The organism is Serratia sp. 3ACOL1 (assembly GCF_003668775.1).
GTDB classification, from domain to species: domain Bacteria; phylum Pseudomonadota; class Gammaproteobacteria; order Enterobacterales; family Enterobacteriaceae; genus Chania; species Chania fonticola.
The window spans coordinates 1204874-1228633 of sequence record NZ_CP033055.1; the positions used below are offsets into that span (position 1 = coordinate 1204874).

General features: G+C 55.4%; 24 protein-coding genes and 2 pseudogenes. 17 read left to right on the forward strand and 9 right to left on the reverse strand.

Annotated features, from left to right (window positions below; all coding sequences use genetic code 11):
• Positions 1–77 precede the first annotated feature (77 nt).
• From D9980_RS05590 to D9980_RS05610, 5 genes are all read left to right on the forward strand, one after another.
• On the forward strand, positions 78–1496 hold the full coding sequence (locus tag D9980_RS05590) for a glutamine synthetase family protein (RefSeq protein WP_121606673.1): 1419 nt from the start codon (positions 78–80) through the stop codon (positions 1494–1496).
• Positions 1497–1623: 127 nt separating this feature from the next.
• On the forward strand, positions 1624–2994 hold the full coding sequence (locus D9980_RS05595) for an APC family permease (RefSeq protein WP_121606674.1): 1371 nt from the start codon (positions 1624–1626) through the stop codon (positions 2992–2994).
• Positions 2995–3087: 93 nt separating this feature from the next.
• Entirely contained in the window at positions 3088–3981 is an 894-nt protein-coding gene (yddG, locus tag D9980_RS05600; RefSeq protein ID WP_121606675.1) for an aromatic amino acid DMT transporter YddG, read from the forward strand.
• 84 nt (positions 3982–4065) lie between these two features.
• Positions 4066–4338: a hypothetical protein gene (locus D9980_RS05605; RefSeq protein ID WP_021804644.1), complete on the forward strand. Its 273-nt coding sequence runs from the start codon at positions 4066–4068 to the stop codon at positions 4336–4338.
• Positions 4339–4729: 391 nt separating this feature from the next.
• Complete coding sequence (locus D9980_RS05610) at positions 4730–5608, forward strand: nucleoside-specific channel-forming protein Tsx (protein ID WP_121606676.1); 879 nt, start codon at positions 4730–4732, stop codon at positions 5606–5608.
• A gap of 53 nt (positions 5609–5661) precedes the next feature.
• Here D9980_RS05610 and D9980_RS05615 read toward each other — a convergent pair whose 3' ends face one another.
• The 5 genes and pseudogenes from D9980_RS05615 to hutC form a co-directional block, all read right to left on the reverse strand.
• Positions 5662–5844, reverse strand: coding sequence for a hypothetical protein (locus D9980_RS05615; RefSeq protein ID WP_121606677.1), 183 nt, complete (start codon positions 5842–5844; stop codon positions 5662–5664).
• Between the two features lie 445 nt (positions 5845–6289).
• Positions 6290–7825 carry a serine hydrolase gene (locus tag D9980_RS05620; RefSeq protein WP_121606678.1) on the reverse strand — a complete coding sequence of 512 codons (1536 nt, stop codon included), beginning with the start codon at positions 7823–7825 and terminating at the stop codon, positions 6290–6292.
• Positions 7826–8173: 348 nt separating this feature from the next.
• Positions 8174–8973: pseudogene (hutG, locus tag D9980_RS05625) on the reverse strand (N-formylglutamate deformylase).
• A complete protein-coding gene (hutI, locus tag D9980_RS05630; protein WP_121606679.1) occupies positions 8970–10190 on the reverse strand; it encodes an imidazolonepropionase in 1221 nt (406 codons plus the stop codon). Before hutI ends, hutG begins: the two are co-directional and overlap by 4 nt.
• Before the next feature lie 194 nt (positions 10191–10384).
• Positions 10385–11140 (reverse strand): histidine utilization repressor, encoded by a 756-nt coding sequence (gene hutC, locus D9980_RS05635; protein WP_021804639.1) that lies wholly within the window; start codon positions 11138–11140, stop codon positions 10385–10387.
• A gap of 183 nt (positions 11141–11323) precedes the next feature.
• On the opposite strand from hutC, the gene D9980_RS05640 reads away from it, so the two are divergent.
• A complete protein-coding gene (locus D9980_RS05640; protein WP_121606680.1) occupies positions 11324–12694 on the forward strand; it encodes a formimidoylglutamate deiminase in 1371 nt (456 codons plus the stop codon).
• A complete protein-coding gene (locus D9980_RS05645) occupies positions 12694–13266 on the forward strand; it encodes a HutD family protein (RefSeq protein WP_121606681.1) in 573 nt (190 codons plus the stop codon). The genes D9980_RS05640 and D9980_RS05645 overlap by 1 nt, the downstream gene beginning before the upstream one ends.
• Before the next feature lie 152 nt (positions 13267–13418).
• Here D9980_RS05645 and D9980_RS05650 read toward each other — a convergent pair whose 3' ends face one another.
• Positions 13419–13628, reverse strand: coding sequence for a DUF2767 family protein (locus tag D9980_RS05650; RefSeq protein WP_024486131.1), 210 nt, complete (start codon positions 13626–13628; stop codon positions 13419–13421).
• A 172-nt stretch (positions 13629–13800) separates the two neighbouring features.
• On the opposite strand from D9980_RS05650, the gene D9980_RS05655 reads away from it, so the two are divergent.
• Positions 13801–13989, forward strand: a complete 189-nt coding sequence (locus D9980_RS05655; protein WP_024486130.1) for a hypothetical protein — start codon at positions 13801–13803, stop codon at positions 13987–13989.
• On the opposite strand, the gene yniD is transcribed toward D9980_RS05655, so the two are convergent.
• A complete protein-coding gene (gene yniD, locus D9980_RS26945) occupies positions 13986–14093 on the reverse strand; it encodes a small membrane protein YniD (protein WP_223499378.1) in 108 nt (35 codons plus the stop codon). The two genes, D9980_RS05655 and yniD, sit on opposite strands and share 4 nt — an antisense overlap.
• 338 nt (positions 14094–14431) lie before the next feature.
• Between yniD and D9980_RS05660 the strand changes: the two genes are divergently transcribed.
• The gene (locus D9980_RS05660) at positions 14432–14818 is read left to right on the forward strand and encodes an ASCH domain-containing protein (protein WP_021804633.1); all 387 of its coding nucleotides are present in this window, start codon (positions 14432–14434) and stop codon (positions 14816–14818) included.
• Positions 14819–14821: 3 nt separating this feature from the next.
• Positions 14822–15427 (forward strand): hypothetical protein, encoded by a 606-nt coding sequence (locus D9980_RS05665; RefSeq protein ID WP_121606682.1) that lies wholly within the window; start codon positions 14822–14824, stop codon positions 15425–15427.
• A gap of 53 nt (positions 15428–15480) precedes the next feature.
• On the opposite strand, the gene D9980_RS05670 is transcribed toward D9980_RS05665, so the two are convergent.
• Positions 15481–15729 (reverse strand): DUF1480 family protein, encoded by a 249-nt coding sequence (locus D9980_RS05670; RefSeq protein ID WP_021178226.1) that lies wholly within the window; start codon positions 15727–15729, stop codon positions 15481–15483.
• A gap of 507 nt (positions 15730–16236) precedes the next feature.
• Here D9980_RS05670 and D9980_RS05675 point away from each other — a divergent pair.
• The 7 genes and pseudogenes from D9980_RS05675 to D9980_RS27245 all read left to right on the forward strand — a co-directional run bounded on the left by D9980_RS05675 (position 16237) and on the right by D9980_RS27245 (position 22228).
• Positions 16237–16782 (forward strand): spore coat U domain-containing protein, encoded by a 546-nt coding sequence (locus tag D9980_RS05675; protein ID WP_121606683.1) that lies wholly within the window; start codon positions 16237–16239, stop codon positions 16780–16782.
• Positions 16783–16845: 63 nt separating this feature from the next.
• On the forward strand, positions 16846–17364 hold the full coding sequence (locus tag D9980_RS05680; protein ID WP_065685973.1) for a spore coat U domain-containing protein: 519 nt from the start codon (positions 16846–16848) through the stop codon (positions 17362–17364).
• Between the two features lie 12 nt (positions 17365–17376).
• Positions 17377–17901 (forward strand): spore coat U domain-containing protein, encoded by a 525-nt coding sequence (locus D9980_RS05685; RefSeq protein WP_121606684.1) that lies wholly within the window; start codon positions 17377–17379, stop codon positions 17899–17901.
• Positions 17902–17919: 18 nt separating this feature from the next.
• Positions 17920–18717, forward strand: a complete 798-nt coding sequence (locus tag D9980_RS05690) for a molecular chaperone (protein ID WP_121606685.1) — start codon at positions 17920–17922, stop codon at positions 18715–18717.
• Between the two features lie 18 nt (positions 18718–18735).
• Positions 18736–21258 carry a fimbria/pilus outer membrane usher protein gene (locus D9980_RS05695; protein ID WP_121606686.1) on the forward strand — a complete coding sequence of 841 codons (2523 nt, stop codon included), beginning with the start codon at positions 18736–18738 and terminating at the stop codon, positions 21256–21258.
• Positions 21259–21314: 56 nt separating this feature from the next.
• Positions 21315–21683: pseudogene (locus D9980_RS27240) on the forward strand (spore coat protein U domain-containing protein); the annotation flags it as partial.
• 266 nt (positions 21684–21949) lie between these two features.
• Positions 21950–22228 (forward strand): spore coat protein U domain-containing protein, encoded by a 279-nt coding sequence (locus D9980_RS27245; protein ID WP_370454328.1) that lies wholly within the window; start codon positions 21950–21952, stop codon positions 22226–22228.
• Between the two features lie 3 nt (positions 22229–22231).
• Here D9980_RS27245 and rsmF read toward each other — a convergent pair whose 3' ends face one another.
• Positions 22232–23668: a 16S rRNA (cytosine(1407)-C(5))-methyltransferase RsmF gene (gene rsmF, locus D9980_RS05705; RefSeq protein WP_121606687.1), complete on the reverse strand. Its 1437-nt coding sequence runs from the start codon at positions 23666–23668 to the stop codon at positions 22232–22234.
• Between the last annotated feature and the right edge of the window lie 92 nt (positions 23669–23760).

Below are 23760 nucleotides of genomic sequence, written 5' to 3' on the forward strand. Positions count from 1 at the left end.
TATATTGAGCAAGATGGTCAAAACATCGAAGTCAGTAAGTGTGAGAACCACAGACCAAACACAACGGCGGGTGAAACATGCAAACCAACATCGTAGAAGTCGAAAACTTTGTGCAACACAATGAAGAAAGGCGAAGTAGCACGTTCCAGCGCGAAGTGAAGAAGTATCTGGAACGTTATCCGTTAACCCAGCATATCGACGTGCTGCTGACCGATCTCAACGGCAGCTTCCGTGGCAAGCGCATCCCGGTGAGCGGGCTGGGTAAACTGGAGAAGGGCTGTTACTTCCCGGCCTCGGTGTTCGCGATGGATATTCTTGGCAACGTGGTGGAAGAGGCGGGTTTGGGGCAGGAAATGGGTGAGCCGGACCATATTTGTGTGCCGGTAGCCGGAACCCTGACGCCATCGGCGGCCGATCCGCAATATCTGGGCCAGGTACTGCTCACCATGCTGGATGAAGATGGTACTCCCTTTGACGTTGAACCGCGCAATGTGCTGAACCGAGTGTGGCAGCGTTTGCGTCAGCGCGGGTTATTCCCCGTAGTAGCGGTAGAGTTGGAGTTCTATCTCATCGATCGCCAGCGCGATCCGGAAGGTTATTTGCAACCCCCTTGCGCGCCCGGCACCCAGGAGCGTAACACCCAGAGCCAGGTCTATTCGGTGGACAACCTCAACCACTTTGCCGACGTGCTGAGCGAAATCGACGAACTGGCCCGCCTGCAAGGGCTCCCGGCCGACGGTGCGGTAGCGGAAGCGTCACCGGGCCAGTTTGAGGTTAACCTGCATCACACCAATGATGTGTTGCAGGCCTGTGACCATGCCCTGGCGTTAAAGCGGCTGGTACGCATGGTGGCGGAGAAGCACCATATGCATGCAACCTTTATGGCCAAGCCTTACGAGGAACATGCGGGCAGCGGTATGCATGTGCATATCAGCATGCTGGACAAGCAAGGTAACAACGTCTTTGCCGATGCGGATGGTGAAGACTCCACGCTGTTGAAGCAGGCGCTGGCTGGCATGATCGCCTTGATGCCTGCCTCTATGGCGCTACTGGCACCCAACGTCAACGCCTATCGCCGCTTCCAGGCGGGGATGTACGTTCCTACCCAGGCATCCTGGGGCCATAACAACCGCACCGTAGCGCTACGTATTCCCTGTGGCGATCGCGACAGCCACCGCGTGGAGTATCGCGTAGCGGGGGCAGATGCCAACCCTTATCTGGTGATGGCAACCATTCTGGCCGGGATTGTCTACGGCCTCGACACTCAGTTACCGCTGCTTGAGCCAGTCACCGGCAACGGGCTGGAGCAAGAGGGGCTGCCGTTCCCGATCCGCCAGAGCGATGCGCTGTATGAGTTCGAACACCAGCCGGTGCTCAATGCGCTGCTGGGCGAACGTTTCAGCCACGTCTATCTGGCCTGTAAGACCGATGAGCTGGAGCAGTTTGAGCGGCTGATCACCGAAACCGAAATCGAGTGGATGCTGAAAAACGCCTGACGTCCTCAGCCCGATCCTACCGCGCGCCGGCGCATTCCCGCGGGCTACCTGTGGCCTGGCGAAGCCGTGCGCGACGGTGATGACTTCTTCCAACTTGGCGTACAGGACGCCGGTGAGGAATAACCCAATGACGATAAGTGCCATCGACGATAATGGCGCGGGCAAACCGCAACTGCGCAAGACATTAAAACTGTGGCAAGTGGTGATGATGGGCCTGGCCTATCTGACGCCAATGACGGTGTTTGACACCTTCGGTATCGTTTCTGGAGTGACGGACGGGCACGTTCCGGCGTCCTACCTGTTGGCATTGGCCGGGGTGCTGTTTACCGCCATCAGCTATGGCAAGCTGGTGCGCCAGTTCCCGACCTCGGGCTCGGCTTATACTTACGCGCAAAAGGCTATCAACCCGCACGTGGGTTTCCTCGTTGGTTGGTCATCGCTGCTGGATTACCTGTTTTTGCCGATGATCAATACGCTATTGGCCAAAATCTATCTTACGGCCTTGTTCCCAGAGGTCCCACCGTGGATCTGGGTGGTCGGGTTTGTGACCCTGATCACCGCCATCAACCTGAAAAGCGTCAGCCTGGTGGCAAACTTCAACACCCTGTTCGTGGTGGCGCAGGTGGCGATTATCGTGGTGTTTATCTTCCTGGTGGTACGAGGGTTGCACAATGGCGAAGGGGTTGGCCAGGTGTGGAGTTTGCAACCCTTTATCAGTGAAAACGCCCATCTATTGCCGATCATTACCGGCGCCACCATCCTGTGCTTTTCGTTTCTGGGTTTTGATGCCGTTACCACGCTGTGTGAAGAAACGCCTGATGCCGCCCGTGTGATCCCGCGCGCTATCTTCCTTACCGCACTCTATGGTGGGGTAATCTTCATCACCGTATCGTTCTTTATTCAACTGTTCTTCCCGACGCTGGAGCGTTTCAAACAGCCTGATGCAGCACTGCCGGAAATTGCGCTGTATGTGGGCGGCAAGCTGTTCCAGTCCATCTTCTTGTGCATCACCTTTATCAACACCCTGGCTTCTGGCCTGGCTTCCCATGCCAGCGTGTCCAGGCTGCTGTATGTGATGGGGCGCGACAATGTGTTCCCGGAAAAATTCTTTGGTTACGTGCATCCTAAATGGCGTACCCCAGCGCTTAACGTGCTGCTGGTTGGCTTGGTGGCATTATCGGCACTCTCCTTCGATTTAGTGACGGCGACCGCCCTGATCAACTTCGGTGCTTTGGTGGCCTTTACCTTCGTCAACCTCTCGGTGATCAGTCACTTCTATATTCGGCAAGGGCGGAACAAGAGCTGGAAAGACCGCTTCCATTACCTGATCCTGCCGCTGGTGGGGGCGTTGACGGTAGGGATCTTGTGGTTGAACCTGGAAAAAAGCTCCTTGACCATGGGGTTGTTGTGGGCGGCGCTCGGGTTTGGCTATCTGGCCTATCTCACCCGTCGTTTCCGCCAGCCGCCGCCGCAGTTGGAGCGCCAACCTCAGCAGTAAAGGTATGGGCGCAGCGCAGCGCCCTTTCTTTTTCCCCGGTAGGGCAGTAGAGTAAAAAAACCGTATAAAAATAACTAATTGGATCCTACGCTAATGCCTCCGTTGTCCGCTTCCCATAAAGCTACCTTGCTCGGCCTGCTGGCCATTGTGTTATGGAGCAGTGTGGTTGGTCTGATCCGCAGCGTCAGTGAAGGGCTGGGGCCGGTAGGCGGGGCGGCGATGATCTATAGTGTGGGCACGCTGTTTCTGCTGGTGGTGATGGGCATTCCCAAGCTGCGCGAGTTCCGCCGTTCCTATCTGATCCTCGGCAGCCTGCTGTTTGTGCTGTATGAGATTTGCCTTTCTCTGTCGCTGGGCTATGCCAGCAACCGTACGCAGGCCATTGAGCTGGGGATGATCAACTATCTTTGGCCCTGTTTTACCGTATTGATGGCCATCCTGTTCAATGGGCAAAAGGCCAAATGGTGGGTGGTGCCTGGCTTGTTGCTTTCCCTGTTTGGGATTGGCTGGATCATGAGCGGCAGCGGCGGTTGGTCACCAGCGCAAATGCTGGCCAACGTGCGCAGCAATCCGTTGAGTTACGGGCTGGCATTCAGTGGTGCGGTGATTTGGGCCATCTATTGCAACGTGACCAAGAGGATCGCCCAGGGCAAAAACGCGGTGGTGCTGTTTATCTCGCTCACCGCGCTGGCGCTGTGGCTGATTTATCCTTTCAGCAATGAAAGCGGCATGCACTTTAGCCTGCCGGTTGTGGTGGCGTTGCTGTGCGTGGGGACGGCGATGGGGGCTGGCTATGCCGCTTGGAACGTTGGGATCCTGCATGGCAATATGACGCTGTTGGCGACCGTATCTTACTTTACCCCGGTGTTGTCATCGGTGTTTGCCGCCGTGGTACTCAGCACCACGCTGACCCTCAACTTCTGGCAGGGGGTGATAATGGTAACGCTAGGATCGCTGATTTGCTGGCGGGCCACCCGCGCTGACTGAGGCCTATTTTTACCTGCGCAGGCGGCAGAATAATGAATTTCGAGCTAATCTCAAGGTAAGTGTTCTGCCAGAAGGAACGGGAAAATGAGAAAAGATATTCAATTTATTCAGCAGCCAGCGCTTAATGGCCACAGTTTCAGCACCGGCGATATCGTTCGCCTGACCACCGCTAACCTGCCGCATGAATACCAGTTGGATGTGATGATCCTGCGCCGTGACGACAAGCTGATCCACGGTTCGGTCGTCGTGGCCTCGCCGAAAGTCGATATCCCAGTGAGCCAATGGGAAATTGCCACGGGTGATGAGGTGGTATTCCGGCAAGAGAACATTGCCAAGGCCGTACCCGGAGCCCGTTGATAAAACCAACCGGTTCGCGATATAAGGGGCCATATGCTGCGCCCGCCTGCCACTAAGCCGACATAAGCGTCGGCTTTTTTACGCGCTTTTTAACCCCAGGTTAAAATTTGGTGTTGAACACAAAGACACCAAAAGTCGTTGTTTGAAAATTTATCGATATGATGAAAATCACATCAAAAATGTTTTGCACTGCAATTTATTTTATAAAATGAGAACGCAATCGATTACGCGATGGTAAAATGCCTAACTGGATCACAGATTATTACAGCGAGAGCTTTCTATAATGCGCACGGCAACCGGCAATAGGTAACCGTTTGTTTACAGCAGGCGTCGCCAGACACATATCATTCCAACGGGCAGGGAATTGGCCCACTCAGCATGTGGTAATAAAATGAAGAAAATAGCTCTCGCAGCAGGTGTGCTTCTCTCCGCGTCTTTCAGCCCCGCTTCCATGGCGGCAGAAAGCAAAGACAGCCAGTATCTTTCAGACTGGTGGCATCAGAGTGTCAACGTAGTAGGCAGCTACCATACCCGCTTCGGGCCGCAGCTGAACAATGACGTGTATCTGGAGTATGAAGCCTTTGCCAAGAAAGACTGGCTGGATTTCTATGGCTACGTGGACGTGCCAAAGTTCTTCGGCACCGGTAACACGCCAAACCGTGGTATCTGGGACAAAGGCTCACCGCTGTTTATGGAGATCGAACCGCGCTTCTCCATCGATAAACTGACCGGCACCAACCTGGGCTTTGGGCCGTTCAAAGAGTGGTATTTTGCCAACAACTATATTTACGACATGGGGCGTAACGACGCCTCCCGTCAAAGCACCTGGTATATGGGTCTGGGCACCGATATCGAAACCGGTCTGCCGATGAGCCTGTCGATGAACATCTATGCCAAATACCAATGGCAGAACTATGGCGCATCCAACGAAAACAGCTGGGACGGCTATCGCTTCAAGGTGAAATACTTTGTGCCGTTGACCGAAATGTGGGGCGGCAACCTGAGCTATATCGGTTTCACCAACTTTGACTTTGATTCCGATCTGGGCAGCGACAACTTCGTGGTGGATGGTCGTCAGGCACGTACCAGCAACTCTATCGCCTCCAGCCACATTTTGGCGCTGAACTACGATCACTGGCATTACTCCTTCGTGGCACGTTACTTCCATAACGGTGGTCAATGGAATGATGGGGTGGACATCGGTACGCCGCAGGGGCCAATCAAGTCTACCGGCTGGGGTTACTACCTGGTTGCCGGTTATAACTTCTGATTTTTCGTGGTATCAGAAACAGGAAACCCCGCACTGGCGGGGTTTTTTTATCATCATCTCAGGTAACTTTCTGCGGGTAAATGTTTAACCGGCATAACCAATTTTCCCTTGATAACGTAGCACTCATTGTCGATCCACTTGAGGATTTGCTCACGGCTGACACCTTCAAATTGCGCATAGCGATAAATATCACCATTGAAGTGCAGCTGGATGTACTCCATCAACGTCATGTGCATGGATATATCTCCTAAACGCCCAGAAATAGCGGTTTCGCCACGCTGAGTGGTTGAGCTTTTCAAGGCCTAAAGGTAAATTATTCGCAACAAAACAGCAACAAAAAAGACTAAGAAGTGGTGTTATAGTAGTGAAAAGTAGTAAAAGAATTCCCGCACGGGACGGCGGGAAATTGAGTACTATCATTTATCGATGACATAAAATAGGTTTTGAGGTGCAACGAAAAAGAGCAGGTTTACTCATTTTTGTGGCCCACTAAAATTACTGGATGGCTTATTTTGCCGCAAGAAAAATCTACGGTATTTGCTCGGAAATCATGAGTAGTTTTGAGCGTGAACAATTTTTTGTCTGATGGCCACGATCTATTTTTTAATAATTTGTGTGAATGATATGTCAGGCTGTTAGGCGGGCGCAGCATGCGGCGCCCCTACAGAGCACGGCGAACCTTTACGCGCGGGCACTGATGTTCTTTTTGAACGTGAGTACCCTGCTGCGGCTGGCGATCAGATCGACCTGATAACCGCGGAAATACAGACAAAAACGATTCAGGTTGGGCCCATCGTTGCTTTCAACCAATATCCTCCCATCCCCCAGCGAACTCAGGGTGCCGGTTTGTACCGCCGGGCCGACCCCAATGTGGATCTGGTTGCCGCAAATTTCGAACGCGGTGCGGTATTGTGGATGATACCAGTGCCCTTGAACCTGCTTGAGACAGACCGTTTCGCTAGCCACCGGCAAAAAGCGGCGTGCAACGTGGCCAACTTCACCTTCTACGGCTTCACCCGTCCACTTAAGGCGCATTGGCTGATGGGCAGAGAGCGATACCGCATAACCGTCTTCACTTTGATACAGCGGTTCGTTGGAGCCCAGATAAGCCACGTTGCCCCCTTTAACTTCCAACCAATAGGGTTCCGCCCGGGTGGCGTAGATGCCATCTGGGATCGCCGTGCTGCGTTGGGGTAGCGGTTCACTCAGCAGCTTTGCCATCACCTGTAAAATGATGGCAAAGCTGTCACAATCTTCACGATTGGCGACCAGCAGGGCACCGGCTTGCCGGTCTGGCGCTAGCAGAAAATAGGTCTTGTAGCCTGCATGAGAACCGCCATGGCCCAGCAATGTCTGGCTGCCAAGCGGCGTTTGTGCCAGCCCTAGTCCGTAATGGCTGATTTGACCTTGGCTGAGGTGACGCGGGGCACTTAGCTGCGTCAGAACCCCTTTGCCAGGACCGCGATTGGCCAGCAGGCATTGCAACCAGCGGGTGAGGCCGTTGGCGCTCCCTGTCAGGCTGCCAGAGGCGGAGAGATGCAAACCGGCGCTGGTCTGCTTCCAACCGTTGGCCGTATGCCAATAGCCGGGAGCTAGCCCAGGCACCACATCAAACCAGCTTTCGGGGGCTTGTAGTTGTACGTCCAGAGGGCGGGCCAGATGCTGCTGAACCAGATCCTCAAAGGCGTATCCTTTAGTCTTCAACGCCGTTTCTACCAGGCGGTAGCCGGTATTGGTGTAGGTGATCTCACTCCCTGCCGGGTAGTTGAGCTGGGTTAAACCATGGATAAACTCCATCACCGGCTGGGCCTCACTGACGGTGTTGACCGAAACGCCAAGCAGCCCCAACGTTTGCCGAATATCGGGTAGCCCGCTGGTCATGTCCAAAGCCTGGCCTACCGTCACCTCGGCCAATTGCCCCTGCAATTCAGGCAGTAGACTGCCAAGGCGATCGTCGAGCTGCAGGGCGTTATCGGTGGCATTGAGCGCCAGCGCAGCAAAAATATGTTTGGTGATGGAGGCATAGCGCACCACGGTATCGGCAGTGAAAGGCTCGCGGCGTGCCAGATCGGCCAGCCCAGCGCACACCACCGCCTGGGTAATATCTTTGTCAAACAGGGTGATAGCCCCACCGGGTTGGCCTGCGGTTTGCCAGCCTGCCAACAGTTGAGCGGCGGCTGCCTGTGCGGCGCGCCAGTTTAGCGGGGTGTCAGACATAGTTTCCTCCTGAGATAACGAACGCCACACATCACCGTGGCTGACTACACACGCGTGTCTACCACAGCCACGATAAAGAAGTGGATGGCGGGTATGGCAAGGGTGGTCTTTCAATCTCTGATCTCTGGCCTGCAACGGGTGGGCATGGGATGAAAGAGGCCCAATTGTGGCGCAAGGCAAAAGTCACGGGCCGCTGTTTTGTGCGCTGTTCAGACCAGTGGGCAACCTTTCCATCAAAATTGGGATGCAGTGCGCAAATCGTCATGGAAGGGCGTGAAAACACAGGAGGGGACAACGGTGAGGGCAAGGTTGACTCCGGCGCGATAGCGGCACCGGAGTTGTGGCGGATTAGCGTTGTTGCTCGCCCCAGGCCAGCATGCTTTCTATCATCTGCTGTAACAGGCGTTGTAAAGGTGCGGCACGGGCGGCATCAAATTCAAATGTCTGCTCGGACATATAGTTCACCTGCGCCAGCTCCAACTGCACCGCGTGCTGGTTTTCCTGCGGTTGACCATAGGCACGGGTAATGTAGCCCCCTTTAAAGCGTCCGTTGAGCACGTGGCTGAACTGTTGCTGCTGCTGACAGCAGGTGACCAGCCTGTCACTCAGTGAGGCTGGGCAGCTTTCCCCCCGTTGGTGCCCAAGTTGAGATCGGGTAGCTTACCGTCGAACAGGCGCGGTATCACGGAGGCGATCGAGTGGGCGTCAAACAGTAAGGCGTAACCGTGTTGGGCTTTTAGCCGTGCCAGCTCATTTTGTAGTTGCTGATGGTAGGGTTGCCAGATGTTTTGCAGGTATCCGGCCCTTTCTTCGTCCGAAGGGGCTGCGTCCGGCAGAAAACTGGGGCGGCCATCGAACAACACATCCGGAAACAGACCGGTGGTGGCAGTGGTGTAGAGCGGTTTGTCATCTGCTGGGCGGTTGAGGTCAATCACCAGGCGCGAATAGTTACCCACCAAGATGCTGGCACCCATGGCACGGGCAAAATCGTACAGCCGTGGGATATGCCAGTCGGTATCCTGCAGGGGACGGGCCTCATCGGTTAGCCCTTTCTCAACCGCTGGCGTCAAGCGGGTACCGGCATGGGGAATACTGATCAACAGCGGCAGCTGGCCGCTCTGGAACTCGAAAGGATCGCGAATCATCATTTACGGACTTCTCCTCGGAAAATCACCGTGCAGGGCAGTTGGCCGCCCAACCAGTAAGCCAGCTCTGCCGGGCGTGCCAGCGGCCAGTGAACAAAATCGGCCACTTTACCCACTTCCAGTGAGCCGTGGGTTTCCTGCAGGCCCAGAGCCTTGGCGGCATGCAGCGTTACGCCTGCCAGCGCTTCTTCCGGTGTGAGACGGAACAGGGTGCAAGCCATATTAATCATCAGACGCAGCGATAGCGCGGGTGAGGTGCCTGGGTTGGCATCGCTGGCAATAGCCATCGCTACGCCGTGTTTGCGGAACAGCTCAACCGGTGGGCACTGCGTTTCGCGTAACAGGTAGTAGGCGCCCGGCAACAGCACCGCTACGGTTCCGGCTGCCGCCATCGCTATCGCATCTTGTTCGGTGGCATATTCCAGGTGATCGGCGGAAAGGGCATGATGCCGTGCCGCCAAAGCGCTACCGCCGAGCGCCGAAAGCTGCTCCGCGTGCAGTTTTACCGGCAGGCCAGCAAGCTCAGCGGCCGCGAAAACCCTCTCAACCTGCTCAGGGGAGAAGGCCAGATGTTCACAAAACGCATCTACTGCATCTGCCAGGCCTGCTGCTGCGGCTTCAGGGATGATGGTATTGCACACCAGGTCGATATAGTCGTCGCTGCGTCCGGCATATTCCGGTGGCAGGGCATGAGCGGCCAGACAGGTGGTTTTCACTTCGACAGGTAATATTTCTGCCAGACGACGCGCCACGCGTAGCATTTTCAACTCGCTTGCCAGCGTTAAGCCGTAGCCGGATTTGATTTCTATGCAGGTGACACCCTCGGCCAGCAATGGCCGCAGGCGGAACAAGGCTTGTTCCAGCAACAACGCTTCTTGCGCATCGCGCGTGGCCTTGACCGTGGAGATAATGCCACCGCCCTGAGCGGCGATCTCTGCGTAGCTCACCCCGTTCAAACGTTGTTCAAACTCGCCGCTGCGGTTGCCGCCAAACACCAGATGGGTATGGCAATCCACCAGTCCAGGGGTGATGATGCCACCGTCAAGCTTCACCGTTTTGGTCGCGGCCAAGGCAGGCATGGCGGCCTGTTCACCCATCCAGACAATCTTGCCTGCGCGTACGGCGATCGCCCCGTTGCTGATGATGTGATACTTGCCGTCACGCATGGTGACGATATCGGCCCCGTGCCACAGGCTGTCGCAGTGGATCTCAGACGTCATGGTGTTCCCGCTCCCACATGGTTGTATATACAATTAAAAACAACCTAGCGCATTCGCCGGGCTGCGACAAGAGAGGGGATAAAAATTTGTTACCGAGATGTGATGAAACGCGAAAAAGGCAGGGTTGAACGTCATTGGATTCTACCGTAGGGGCGCTTTACGCTGCGCCCACTGGGTAGCACGCTCTGTCGAAATTAAACCTGATTGATAAAACGGCCAAACAGCTGATAGCGGCTGCCTGGATAGAGCAGGCGGGCGGAGGTCACCACCATTTTGCCAGACCAGGTGCGACGATGGATCAGCAGGCCTGGCTCGTGATCTTCCAATTGCAGCAGTTCGCGCTCCTGCTTGGTTGGCACCACGGCTTCTACAATATGTTCACCTGCGGTCAGCGGAGCGGACTGGGTCAGGTAAATATAGGGCGTGACCCGATCGAAATCCTGCTTCATATAATCGGGGGCGGCCAGCGGGTTGACGCAGCGATCTTCCACCTGTACCGGCACGTCATTTTCATAATGCACAATCTGCGAGTAGAACAGCTGCTGGCCCGGCGGGATCCCCAATGCCGTCGCCTCCTCTGCGCTGGCCGGGCGGGCGGTCAGCTGCAAAATTTTGCTGCTGTGGCGGTGCCCACGGGCGGCGATCTCATCGGCGATATTATGCACTTCCAACAGCGCGGTATGTGCCTTGGCCTCGGCCACGAAGGTGCCAACGCCCTGCATGCGGATCAAAAAGCCCTCGCTGGTCAATTCACGCAAGGCCCGGTTGATGGTCATGCGGCTGACGCCCAGCTCGCTGACCAGTTCACTTTCCGAGGGAACGCGTTGGTGCGGCTGCCAGTGGCCCGCACGGATTTGGCTTACGATGGCCTGTTTGACCCGTTGATAGATCGGGGCGGGGGTTTCGCTCATTGCTGCAGCCAGCTGCAACACGGTCTGTTGATCTACCACGACGTTAACCTCGTCAAATAAAAAAATAATAACACCAGTTTACTGTTGATGTTGAAGATATGTATATGTATATACAAGTAAGCGTCCGTTCACCAGATGAATGAAACTGGTTTACAAATTTTTTACCTGCGCGGCCTGACAGTCGTGCGTTCTTAGCCGTTACACCTACTTTGGAATACTGCTATGCCTGCTTATTTTGCCTCTCGCGCACTGCTTCCGACCGGTTGGGCCCATAACGTACGGCTCGAAGTCGACGCTCACGGCCAATTGGCCCAAGTGACCCCCAATGCTGACTCAGACGGTTGCCTGCGCCTGCACGGCGACGTGGTGCCGGGCATGCCGAACCTGCACTCTCATGCCTTCCAGCGCGCGATGGCCGGGCTGGCAGAGGTAGCGGGCAACCCACAAGACAGCTTCTGGACCTGGCGCGATCTGATGTATCGCCTGGTCCAGCGCTTAACCCCGGAGCAGGTTGGGATTATCGCCCGTCAACTGTATATCGAAATGCTCAAGGGCGGCTACACCCAGGTTGCCGAGTTCCATTACCTGCATCACACACCGGAAGGAAAAGCCTACGCCGACCGGGGCGAGATGACCGGGCGTCTCAGCGAGGCAGCGCTTCAGGCAGGCATTGGCATGACGCTATTGCCGGTGCTCTACAGCTACGCCGGGTTTGGTGCCCAGCCTGCGCAAGCGGGGCAACGGCGCTTTATTCAGAGTGCGGAGAGTTACCTCGAACAGCAACAGGTGATAGCTCGTCAACTGGCAGGTCAACCATTGCAGAATCAGGGGTTATGTTTCCATTCGCTGCGGGCGGTTGAACTGGGGCAGATGCAGCAGATCCTGGCTGCCTCCGACCAGACCTTGCCGGTACATATTCATATCGCCGAGCAGCAAAAAGAGGTTAACGACTGCCTGGCCTGGAGCGGTCAACGCCCGGTGGCCTGGCTGTATGAACATTTACCGGTAGATAGCCGCTGGTGTCTGGTGCATGCCACTCATCTGGATCGTGAAGAGCTTGAACAACTGGCTCGGAGTAAAGCGGTAGCCGGATTATGCCCGACCACAGAGGCCAATCTGGGTGACGGCATTTTCCCTGGCGACAGTTACCTGCATCACCAGGGGCGCTGGGGGATCGGATCAGACAGCCACGTTTCCCTAAACGTGGTGGAAGAGTTACGCTGGTTTGAGTATGGGCAGCGGCTGCGCGATCAGCGCCGTAACCGCCTGACCACGCCAGAGCAACCCGCTGTAGCAGACGTGCTTTATCACCAGGCATTACGGGGCGGCGCTCAGGCCTGCGGTACGGCAATCGGAAAACTGGCGGTAGGCTATCGTGCGGACTGGTTGGTGCTGGATGGTGACGACCCGTATCTGGCATCTGCGCCTGATGCTTCTATCCTCAACCGCTGGTTGTTTGCCGGGGGCAAAGAACAGATCCGCGACGTATTTGTTGCCGGCCGACAGGTGATTGAGCAGGGGCGTCACGCGTTGCAACAGCAAAGCAGCGCTGAATTCCTACAGGTGCTGAAAACTTTCCAACAGGAGGCGTGATGAAACTGAACCGTTTCGATTTTGCCGATCTGCCGGTGAGCCCGTGGCGTAATGGCGGTGGAGAAACGCGCGAAATTACCAGCCAACCGCCGGGCAACGCCGAATTCGGCTGGCGTGCCAGCATTGCCACCATCGCGCAGGATGGGCCTTTCTCGGCCTTCAACGGCATTGATCGTTCCATTACTTTGCTGGAAGGCGATGGCGTACATTTGTACAGCGAAGGCCTGATCGACCACCAGTTGCAGCGCATCGGTGAGCCTTTTGCCTTCTCCGGGGATGTGGCGCTAGAGGCCAGATTATTAGGCGGCAGCAGCCAGGATTTCAACATCATGACGCGGCGTGGCCACTACCAGGCGCATGTGCAACGCATTGCTGAGACCATCGGGTTATCGTTACAACATGCCGGTGTGCTATATCTGCTGCGAGGGCAATGGCAGTTGCCAGACGGCAGCTTGCTGGCCGCACGCCAGGGTTGCTGGTGGCTACCAGGGAATGGCCCGCTACGGCTGGTGGCTCAGGGCAATGATGCGCGGGCCCTATGGGCCGATATCGTGCCTGCCACGCTGTTGTAGAGGCGCTGTAGGCCGCGCCCGCGTATTCTTTGTCACCAATCTGGACTATTCCGATTACTCTGCCAGGGCTGACGTGAGAATATAGCACTAAGAGAGGCCGGGCTTGCATACCTTGGGCTCTTACAGGATCGCCAACCATTTCGGTTGGCGATTCACTTTCCCTCTTTCAGCATGTTGATCGCCGCACCGATCAGGATGCGCTGCTCAATATCGTGGCTTTCCGCCAGATGCTGCGCCAACTGCTTGGACAGGCTCTCCACCGATAATTCCTCTCCGCGATGACGCAACTGCATCACGCTGTCGCCAATCAATCGGGCAACCTCATCCCATACTGGTTTGATCTCCTGTTCCGAGAACTTCATCGCCAACCTCAGCTGGGTGATTTTTGCTCAATGTAGCAGTTGCCAACCGGCTGCGCTACCCGCCAGGCCACAGAGAAAATAAAACCGGAAGTATAAAAATCATCCCATCAGTGTTTCTTCTGGTTTTTATATTCAATACTGGTTTTGTCAAATCAATGAGGGGGGCGAAACCATGAAACTGGTCGAACAATTAGCGGCTTATTATCAACTTAGCCGACATGCCGAAGTGAAAAATCGTTGGTGCCGTTGGTGGCTACCACAGGGGGAGGCCCGCATCGCCTATCTGCGTGAACTTCTGGAGCCGGTGTCCAAAGCGCCTGCAGCCCGAGCGGGAGAGGCGACTAACAAAACGCAGGGTTAACCGAAGACGATAGCCGCCCAGCGCAATAACAGCAGGGCCAGACAGATCAGCACCAGGATCACAAACATTTTCCAGTGTTTGGTACGCATACGCTTGGTTGGCAAGTCGGGATTCCTTATTTTCCTTTAGACGCAGAGGTACCAACTACCCAGAGCGATAAGGGTGATGGCTATAACTGTGATGATTTTCAGTAAATCACTGAAGGTGTCATCGGGATCTTGCTCTGCCTGATTCATTTTATTGCCCTGGCAGATTGGCTGCCATTGAGGACGTGTTGATCCACAGTATGAATGCTGCGCTGCGATACGCACAGAACTTTACCGTAAAGTCAGGTAAAAAGCAGGGGCTGCGAGGTGGAGCGGCAACGTGATGGATGCAGACGTGAGGGAATACGGTGTAATATTGCCTGAGCACCTGTGACTCAATCAATAAAGGTAAAGCAATGGCCATTCCTGAAAAGTATGAAAATGTAGAACGTTGGGCGTTTGGTGATACCGAACAGCAGGCGGATGAGTTGGTGAAGCTGGTGCTGGATGGCGTCAAGACCGCCACCTGCTCCAATCTGGATGGTGAAGGTATTCCACAGCCTGGCGATGTCTTTGTGGTGGTGGACGGCAAGAATGAGCCGGTGTGCGCCATTGAGCTGACGAAGGTGGATATGAGCACCTATGAGCAGGTGGATGCGGCTCATGCCCTGGCGGAAGGTGAAGGCGATCGCTCGCTGGATTACTGGCGCAAAGAGCATAAACGCTTCTTTGAAGAGTATGAACTGTTCTCACCGGATATGACGCTGGTGTTGATGCATTTCAAGGTTATCGAAAAGTTCTGAGTGATGTCACAGCCTGAAGTGCCCTACGTGTGCCAATGGGCGACGCCAGAGCTGGCTGCCGATCTGATTGCCGGGCGTGCCACGTTGGCGGATGATGCCAACTGGGTGCAGAGCGGGGCGGCCAGCCCGGCGGAATATGTCGAGTGGGCCAACCACGTGTGCGGCATGGCCTGTCTGAAAATGGTGCTGACGCACCGGGACGGCACGGCACCGCCATTGCTGGAGCTGGCACGCCGCAGCTTGCCTTACGGGGCCTATGTGCGTGACGGCGAACGGATAAAAGGGCTGATTTATGCACCCTTTGTGGTGTTTGTGAGTGAACAGTTTGCGCTAACGGCGGAGGTGCGAGTCAATCTCGATGAACATCAGTTGCCGCCGTTGCTGGAGCAGCACCGCTATTTTATCGCCTCGGTGCATCCGAATATCCGGCAACCAGCGTCACAACCGCCATCCCGGGGTGGGCATCTGGTGTTGGTGTTTGCTGCCGATCGGCATAGCGTTACCTTTCATAATCCTTCCGGTGACAGCCTCGCCAGTCGCCAGAAGGTGACAATGTCACTGACGGACTTCGGCCGTTTCTTTGCCGGGCGTGGTATCGCCATCGCATAACACAACGTGCCGTGCCCAATGGGAACACGGCGCGTCCTTTCTCCTGAACCTCTCTACTCCAGCCGCATCACCCAGGCATCCGCATGTCGATCGTAATGCTGTTTGTACAGCAGCGACTGTTGGCCATCCAGCATAGCCGGAATACTGGTGTGCTCGTCCCAACCGTCCAGCTGCATGCACAGGTCGGGGTCTGATTTGCAGGGGATCGCCAGGGTGCTTTTCCCTTCGGCGTGTTCAGATGCTGGCGTTAAATGCGCGTCATCAACCTCGAAGCTGCCTATTTTCACGACGGTTTTGCCCATTGGAACTCCTTGCTGAAACTAGTGGTATGAGGTGTGACCAGTTGCGACCACCCAATAAGCATAGACAAAGGGGCGAAAAAGTCACAAAAAAAGATGCCATCGGCCCGCTGGGCGCCGTTCTAGGCACTCAACCCAACCGTCAAGGATCACTTAGTTGCCACGATAAATATTAACGTTACTCACTATCGCACCTCTTAACCATTTTAAAGTCGAGCTATGGCGTGATTTACTGGAGTAAAATTTGTTAATAATTTGAAAAACGGTTTTTTATTCTTATTTGACTTAAAGTAGATAAATTCCGCTTAAGCTAAATTTATTAATCTATATTTAACCTCGATAGCCTGTTTCATCAGGCTGTTACCGTCAGGGTTCCCTTGCAAAAAATCAGAACCCGGCTTGAGCGTCATCTTTGGCAGTTTTTGGCAGTGCGTGAGTCCACCAGAGAATTTCCATACGCAACCTGGTTGCATGAATACACATCGGTGTAAGTTGTTATTGGGAGTTATCATGGGCGAAAAAAAGAGTTTATTACTGGCCTTGCTGGCTGCTGCAACCTTGGCGTTGACCTCCGGTGTACAGGCTGCGGGGACCTTGACAGGGCAAGTCGGTATTCAGTTGACGATCGGTAGCGGCTGTACCGTGGGTAATGGCGGTGCGACTGGCGGCGCCAACCAATGGGGGACCTTGAACTTTGGCAGTTACTCCGATCTGACCAGCGTAATCAACGGTACGGTGTTTGGTGCCAATGGCTCCAGCGCGGTCACCATCACCTGCAGCACCGGCCTTAGCCCGACGCTGTCGCTCAATGGCGGTCTGGCGGCAACGGGCGCGCTGCGTGCTATGAGTTCCGGTGGCGACACCATTCCTTATCGCCTCTATTCTGATAGTGCGCGTACCACGGAAATCGCCATTAATACGCCTATTGCTTTAACGACGGGCACAACGGCGCAAAACATCCCGATTTATGGCCGCGTATTACCTGGCGACCAACTCAGTACCACACCAACCGCAGGGACTTACAACGATACCGTAGTCGCCACGCTTTCCTGGTAAGGCTGTTATTCCGTCGGGGGCGAATCAGCCCCTGGCTGGTTTTCTATACGGGAAGGAATGAGCATGGGGATCAGGGTATTGCTGCTGTTGCCAGCGATCTTGTCGCAGTCTTTGCTGCTCAACATTCCCTTAGGCCAGGCGGCGACGATCGGCATTGCGGCCACGTTGCTGCCCGCCTGTGAAGCGGGAACAACGACGTCTGGCAATACCAGCTTTGGCACGATGAATTTCGGCAATTTTGCCGCTGTGAACACTGTGATTAACGCGACCAGCGCCCAGTTGGCGGGCTCGATCCGTGTCAAATGCGTCAGTGGGCTGAGTTATAAAATCTTGCTGGATGGAGGCAGCAGCGGCGTGGTCACGAATCGCAAAATGGTGAATACCACCAACAGTTCGGCTAGCGTGCTCTACAACCTTTACACCAACCAACCCGGGGGGACGATTTGGGATAATACCACCGGGCTGAGTGACACCGGCAACGGTGCCGATCAATGGCACACCGTCTATGGTCGTGTTCCGGCGCAAACCACGCCGGCTGCCGGTGTTTATCTGGATACGGTGAATGTCACCGTGTCCTGGTAGCGGGGGCCATTGATGCGCTATTTCTCTTTGATCCTGCTGCCGTTGATGATGTGTGGTGAGCTACGTGCCGCCACGCCAACCACCACGACCTTTACCGTAACGGCAACTCTGACCAACGGCTGCGCTTTTGGCAGCTCGATTTCCAGCCCCACTTCCAACCTCGGTACCATCAATTTCGGCACCATGACAACCATTGCCAGTAATGTCGATACCGTGAGCACTGCGGGTGCCGGTTCGGTGGTGGTGACCTGTACGCCGGGAGCGACGGTCACTATTGCCATGGATTACGGTACCCACGGGGGCAATGCCACCCGTCGTTTCATGCAAAACAGTGCTAATAGCGACACGCTGGGTTATCAGCTGTTTCGTGATGCCAACCGTAGTCAGGTCTGGGGTAATGGCGCATTGGCAATGTCTATCCCCAGCTTTCCCAGTACCACACAAACCTACCCGGTTTATGCCCGTTTATACGCCGTGACCACACTGCCTTCGGCAGGAACTTATACCGATACGGTCACCGTAACATTAACTTATTGAATCATCAGGATATGAGCCATGTCGACCTTGTTTACCCGCATTATCAGCGCTGTAGTACTGAGTTACACCCTGTGTGCTTCAATCACGGCACAAGCCGCCAGCTCGGTGCTGGTCTGGCCGGTGTATCAAATCATTGAATCCGATCAGAATGGTTCCGCCTTATGGCTGGAAAACAGAGGGGCAGAACCCGTTTCTCTTCAGGTGCGGGTGCTGGCGTGGAAACAGGAAAATTTTAACGAGCGCTATGCCGATCAGAATAACGTGGTCGCCAGCCCACCGTTTGCCACCGTACCGCCAGGGCAACGGCAGTTGATCAGGCTGATCCGCAATACGCCGGTACCGGCCAATACTGAGCAGGCCTACCGCATCATCGTTGATGAAATCCCGTCGCCGATCAACGGCGCTGCCGGGGGGCAAAGCAAAGCGGTAGTAGGACTGCAATTACAGATGCGCTATCTGCTGCCGCTGTTTATGGATGGTGGCGGCTTGTGGACCAACGAACGTAGCGATATCAAACGCGATGCGGCTACGGCGACGCGCCCAGTGCTGCAATGGAGCACGGTTAATGATGGCGGAAAAACCTATTTGCAGGTCCGTAATAGCGGCATCGTACATGCGCGGTTGAGCAATGTGTTCTGGTCTCAGCCTGGCAACCAGCAGCAGGGTGTGAAAACCATGAACGCGGGCTTTATGGGCTACGTGTTGCCGGGCCAGTCAATGCGCTGGCCGGTTCCTGCCGGGGTTAGTCCTGGTGGGCAACTCAATGCCCAGATTGCGGATAACACCAAGCCTATTGTCATTGCGCGCGGCGAATAACGTCAGGACGCGCGGCGAATGTCGATCCGAGCCATTACTCGTCCCGGTCATCAGTATCCGCTGTATTGCCGGGGCGGTCTGTGCCTGCTCTGCCTGAGTACCTTCTGCGTTCAGGCGCAGGAATACTCATCATTGCCCGATGCCCCGCGTGCGGCACCGGTGATCACCAATGCGATGTTCTACCTGACCCTAGTCGTCAATGGCCAGAGCGACGGGCAGGTGGTTCCCGTGACCTATCGGGACAATGCGTATTACGTGGAGGCCGGCGTGCTGGCAAAGAACCACGTGCATACCAATGGTCAACAAGGGTTGATTAAGGTCGAGGATCTGCCTGGGGTGAAGGTGAAATATGATTCTTCCGCCCAGCAACTGACCTTGCAAGTACCGGATGCCTGGTTGCCAAAACAGGACGTCGGCGGCGGCAACCTGATGAATTACACGGTGGCGCAAAGCAGCACCGGTCTGCTGCTAAACTACGATTCCTATTATACCGATCCCCACGAGGGCTCCAGATCGGTTGCCACCTGGATGGAGCAGCGTTTGTTCAGCAACCTGGGGTTTATCAGTAACTCCGGGACCTATCGCTACAATATCGACACAGTATCGGGCGAGGGCGGCAGTGCCGTACAAGACCGCTATCTGCGCTACGATACGTTCTGGCGTTATAGCGATGAGCAAGATCTGATCAGCTATCAGCTTGGGGATTTTGTCAGCAACTCGCTAACCTGGAGTAATTCAGCCCGCATGGGAGGATTACGCATCAGCCGCAATTTTGCCCTGCGCCCGGATCTGGTGACCTATCCGCTGTTGCAATATAGCGGTACCGCTGCGGTCCCCAGCACCGTGGACTTGTTTCTCAACGGTTTTAAGGCCAGCAGCAATAATCTTAACTCCGGGCCGTTTACCCTCACTAATGTGCCTTATATCAACGGTGCCGGTGAAGCGACAATCGTCACCACCGATGCGGTCGGGCGCCAGGTATCGACCACGGTGCCGTTTTATGTGTCCAACACCCTGTTGCGTAAAAACCTGAGCGACTTTGATGTGTCACTTGGCGCGGTACGCCAGGATTATGGCATCTCCAACGGTGACTATTCCGACGCGGCTTTCAGCGGGATTTACCGCTACGGGCTGAGTAATTATCTGACGCTGTCCGGACACACCGAGGCTACGCAAGGGCTGGCACTCGGCGGGTTAGGGGCCGATATCGCGGTGGGGACCTGGGGGACGCTGAGCCTGTCTGGCAGCCAGAGCAAGGCTAATCATCCGCCGGTGGCGACCAGCGACGTGGTGAACGACCAGATTGTCCGGCCGAATACGCCAGGTATGCCCGATCCCAATCAGGATATTGATAATCCGCTGGGCACTAACGTGACGGATAAAAAGGATGGTAGCCAGTACACTTTGGGCTACTCCTATAATTCGACGCTATTTAGCTTTTCGGCACAGCGGGCCTCGCGCACCGTGGGTTATCAGGATCTCACTTCTTACACCAGTAATACCCGCCTGAGCCGTAAATCCGACCAGGCCACCTTCAGCGCTTCGCCGTTTGGCTCAAACAATGGCACTTTGGGCTTGGGCTATTACGACGTGCAGGCCTATGACAACTCGCATACCCGCCTGGTTAACTTCTCTTACAGCCGTGCCCTGTGGGGCCAGAGCAGCATGTTTGTCTCACTCAACAAAACGTTGGGGGATAACGGTTACAGTGCGCAGTTGCAATTCATTATTCCACTGGGCAGTGATATCAGCCTCAATGCCGGGTTGGCACGTAACAATAATGGGCATTATCAGCAACAGGTGGGGGCCAGCAAGGCAGCTCCCACGGATGGCGGCATGGGCTGGAATCTGGCTTACAGCGGCGGTGGTGATGCCTATCAACAGGCCGATGTCACCTGGAAAACCCGCTATGCCACGCTGCAAGGCGGCATCTTCGGCCCACAAGGGGAATATACCAACTGGACAGACCTGAGCGGCTCAGTGGTGTTTATGGCCAACTCCTGGTTCCTGTCGGACAAGATCAACGACGCGTTTATCGTGGTGGATACCGATAATTATGCCGGGGTTTCGGTGCTGTATGAGAATCAGAAGATGGGCACTACCGACAGCAACGGGCACCTGCTGATCCCGTCGATCAGTTCGTACTATCCGGCCAAGGTCGAGATCGACACGCTGCCGTTACCGGCGGACGTGGTGGCCAACCAGGTCAACAATCGCATTGCCGTTAAGCAGGGCAGCGGGATGGTGGTGAAATTCCCGGTACAAAAAGTCCTCTCGGCCAATATCACGTTGCATGACAGCACTGGGCAACCGCTGAAATTGGGCACGTTGGTCACGGAACAGACCACGCAACAAACCACTGTCGTCGGCTATGACGGGCTGGTGTACTTCTCACATTTACAATCCCACGGCCAGTTAAGTATTCAGCAGGACGACCGCTCAATGTGCCGTGTGGATTTCGACCTGAACCCCAATTATCACAGCATTGAACAGGTCGGGCCGCTGGTCTGCCAAGGCAGTGCCGAAGAGAAAAAATCATGATTATGTTATTACGATGGATGCGAGCAGGATTGGCATTGCTGCTGTTAGTGGGGGTAATGCCATTCGGTTGGGCGGGCTGCACCGCCCCTGCAACCGCAGGTAGTCTGGGCACGCAAAATTCCTTTGATGTCAGCAGTACCCCGTTAACCACCTCTGTCAGTAGCGGGCTTAAATGCACCGGTGGGTTGCTCAATATTGGTGGCACTAACACCATCACTGCAACCATCGGCTCGACTTTACATCCCAACGGGACACAACCCCGCCTATATAGTGCGGCAACTGGCCAGTATCTGCCTTATAGCCTGTGCCAGGATGGCGGCTGCAGCACCCTGTATAATCAGGGCAGTGTCATCACCTGGAGCAGTACCACCGCTCTGGGTTTATTAGGCCTGTTTACCGGGCCAAGCAGCACGCTGCCGATTTTTATCCGGCCACAAATGAACTCCAATCTGGCCGCTGGCACTTATACCGATACCATTCCGATTGCCTGGACCTGGAACATCTGCTCGGTGGCAATTGGGACACTGCTATGTCTTGCAGACACCGGTAGTATCCCGACGGGTTCCTATATCAACCTGTCGCTGGTTGTCAGCAACTATTGCTATATCGACAGCGCGCCAAATGTCGGGTTCGGTAGCGCGGCGTTGCCGTCTGGCCTCACTACGGTAGTTTCCAATACCCTCAGCGTACGTTGCACCCTCAACGCCAGCTATTCGGTCAACCTGACCAGCAGCGTCGCCAGTTCGGGGCAATACCGGCAAATGGCGTCTACGGTAAACGGCACCACCAGCTATATTCAGTATCAGCTGTTCAAGGGGATAGCACCGTTTGGACCGCCGCCACCAATAGCAACGCGACGGGCACGGGCACCTCGCAATCCTTTCCCTATACCGCCTCGGTTAACCTGTCGCAAAACAACCAGCCAGCGGGGAGCTATAGTGACACTGTAACGGTTACCGTCGCCTATTAGACGTTATTGATGAAAATCCAGCACTCCGTCGCGCACCAGTTCGCGGGGCAGACTGTTTTTAATCCGGCTGCCGATCAGTTTGGCCAACCCTAGGGGTTGATGCTGATAAGTGACGATACACTCATTGCTCTGTGGAGGGGGCGAGGGGTAGAGATCGCGGCCATGGAACCATTCCTGGGCCAGTGCTGCATCGAGCTCAAAAGTCTGTGGGTTGCCACTGGCAGCCAAGGCGATCACCGCCTCATGCTGCCAGCGGAACCCTTTTGGGAAGCGTTCCGCCAACTTAACGCCAATGCGTGAAAAACGCACTTTGCTGACTAAAGGCTCCAGCGCGGCTGGGAACAGCCAGATTTCTTTATCCCGCGCCCATAATTTACTGGTTTCATCCCAGACTAAACCCGAGGCTGCAGCTGCCTGCGCCACCAGCGAGGACTCTTGGGCAGAAAGTGGGGCGAAAGGGAACTTGCCCAGCTTATAGCTCGGTTTTGCCAAGGCCGGAACGCTGTGATTTTTGCGTAGCCGGGCGACAAAGAAGCCTTCACTGTCATAAATCTGTGGGAAGACGTGCAGGAAGCCTTCTGGAGTGAGGGCCAGTTGCGCTTGTGGGAACAGGTCGCCCAGCGGCTCAACGCTGACGGCGTCGCCATAGGTTGCCAACAGTTGAAGTACCACCTGTTGATTTTCCTGGGCATTCAGCGTGCAGGTGGAGTAAACCATCACGCCGCCGGGGGCCAGGGCGTGGAAGGCGCTGTCGATCAGTTCCCATTGGGTTTGCGCGATGCTGGTTACGCTTTCTGGCGACCAGTTGCTCATGGCATCCGGATCTTTACGCACCACGCCTTCACCAGAGCAGGGCGCATCCAGCAGGATGGCGTCAAAGCTTTCCGGTAAGGCTGCGCCAAACACCCGGCCGTCGAAATGGGTCAGCGCCGTATTTTTGACGCCGCAGCGGCTGATGTTGGCGTGCAACACCTTGACCCGGCTGGCCGAATATTCATTGGCGACAATGCCGCCCTGATTGCCCATCAACGCGGCGATCTGGGTGGTTTTGGAACCCGGCGCGGCGGCGACATCCAGCACCCGGCGCGGGGTTTCACGCCCGGCAAACAGGGCGCTCACCGGCAGCATGGAACTGGCTTCCTGAATGTAGAACAGGCCGCTTAGATGCTCCGCCGCGCTGCCCAGCCGTAATGCTTCGTCCTCGCGCTCGATCCAAAAGCCTTCGGGGCACCAGGGGATGGGTTCCAGCCGCCAGTCGTAGTCTTTTACCAACGCCAGAAAGTCCGCAACGCTGATTTTCAGCGTGTTGACCCGCAGGCTCCGCCGCAAGGGTTGTTGGCAAATAGCGATGAAGTCATCCATGGATAAATGGTCAGGCATGATGGCGCGAGTTGCGTCGAGAAAAGCAGGAGGCAAAAAAGCAGGGGCAGGTTTAGCCACAGGGAGCTCTCAGGGCGGAAAAAAATCGAAGGGGCTAGTTTACCATAAACACCCGCCCTGAGAATATCGGTAAGTTTCGGTCAATGAGTTGA

Excerpts from the sequence above, each read along its gene's own strand:
- D9980_RS05590 (WP_121606673.1), top strand. The coding sequence starts at position 78 with ATGCAAACCAACATCGTAGAAGTCGAAAACTTTGTGCAACACAATGAA.
- D9980_RS05595 (WP_121606674.1), top strand. The coding sequence starts at position 1,624 with ATGACGATAAGTGCCATCGACGATAATGGCGCGGGCAAACCGCAACTG.
- yddG (WP_121606675.1), top strand. The coding sequence starts at position 3,088 with ATGCCTCCGTTGTCCGCTTCCCATAAAGCTACCTTGCTCGGCCTGCTG.
- D9980_RS05605 (WP_021804644.1), top strand. The coding sequence starts at position 4,066 with ATGAGAAAAGATATTCAATTTATTCAGCAGCCAGCGCTTAATGGCCAC.
- D9980_RS05610 (WP_121606676.1), top strand. The coding sequence starts at position 4,730 with ATGAAGAAAATAGCTCTCGCAGCAGGTGTGCTTCTCTCCGCGTCTTTC.
- D9980_RS05615 (WP_121606677.1), bottom strand. The coding sequence starts at position 5,844 with ATGCACATGACGTTGATGGAGTACATCCAGCTGCACTTCAATGGTGAT.
- D9980_RS05620 (WP_121606678.1), bottom strand. The coding sequence starts at position 7,825 with ATGTCTGACACCCCGCTAAACTGGCGCGCCGCACAGGCAGCCGCCGCT.
- hutI (WP_121606679.1), bottom strand. The coding sequence starts at position 10,190 with ATGACGTCTGAGATCCACTGCGACAGCCTGTGGCACGGGGCCGATATC.
- D9980_RS05640 (WP_121606680.1), top strand. The coding sequence starts at position 11,324 with ATGCCTGCTTATTTTGCCTCTCGCGCACTGCTTCCGACCGGTTGGGCC.
- D9980_RS05645 (WP_121606681.1), top strand. The coding sequence starts at position 12,694 with ATGAAACTGAACCGTTTCGATTTTGCCGATCTGCCGGTGAGCCCGTGG.
- D9980_RS05650 (WP_024486131.1), bottom strand. The coding sequence starts at position 13,628 with ATGAAGTTCTCGGAACAGGAGATCAAACCAGTATGGGATGAGGTTGCC.
- D9980_RS05655 (WP_024486130.1), top strand. The coding sequence starts at position 13,801 with ATGAAACTGGTCGAACAATTAGCGGCTTATTATCAACTTAGCCGACAT.
- D9980_RS05660 (WP_021804633.1), top strand. The coding sequence starts at position 14,432 with ATGGCCATTCCTGAAAAGTATGAAAATGTAGAACGTTGGGCGTTTGGT.
- D9980_RS05665 (WP_121606682.1), top strand. The coding sequence starts at position 14,822 with ATGTCACAGCCTGAAGTGCCCTACGTGTGCCAATGGGCGACGCCAGAG.
- D9980_RS05670 (WP_021178226.1), bottom strand. The coding sequence starts at position 15,729 with ATGGGCAAAACCGTCGTGAAAATAGGCAGCTTCGAGGTTGATGACGCG.
- D9980_RS05675 (WP_121606683.1), top strand. The coding sequence starts at position 16,237 with ATGGGCGAAAAAAAGAGTTTATTACTGGCCTTGCTGGCTGCTGCAACC.
- D9980_RS05680 (WP_065685973.1), top strand. The coding sequence starts at position 16,846 with ATGGGGATCAGGGTATTGCTGCTGTTGCCAGCGATCTTGTCGCAGTCT.
- D9980_RS05685 (WP_121606684.1), top strand. The coding sequence starts at position 17,377 with ATGCGCTATTTCTCTTTGATCCTGCTGCCGTTGATGATGTGTGGTGAG.
- D9980_RS05690 (WP_121606685.1), top strand. The coding sequence starts at position 17,920 with ATGTCGACCTTGTTTACCCGCATTATCAGCGCTGTAGTACTGAGTTAC.
- D9980_RS05695 (WP_121606686.1), top strand. The coding sequence starts at position 18,736 with ATGTCGATCCGAGCCATTACTCGTCCCGGTCATCAGTATCCGCTGTAT.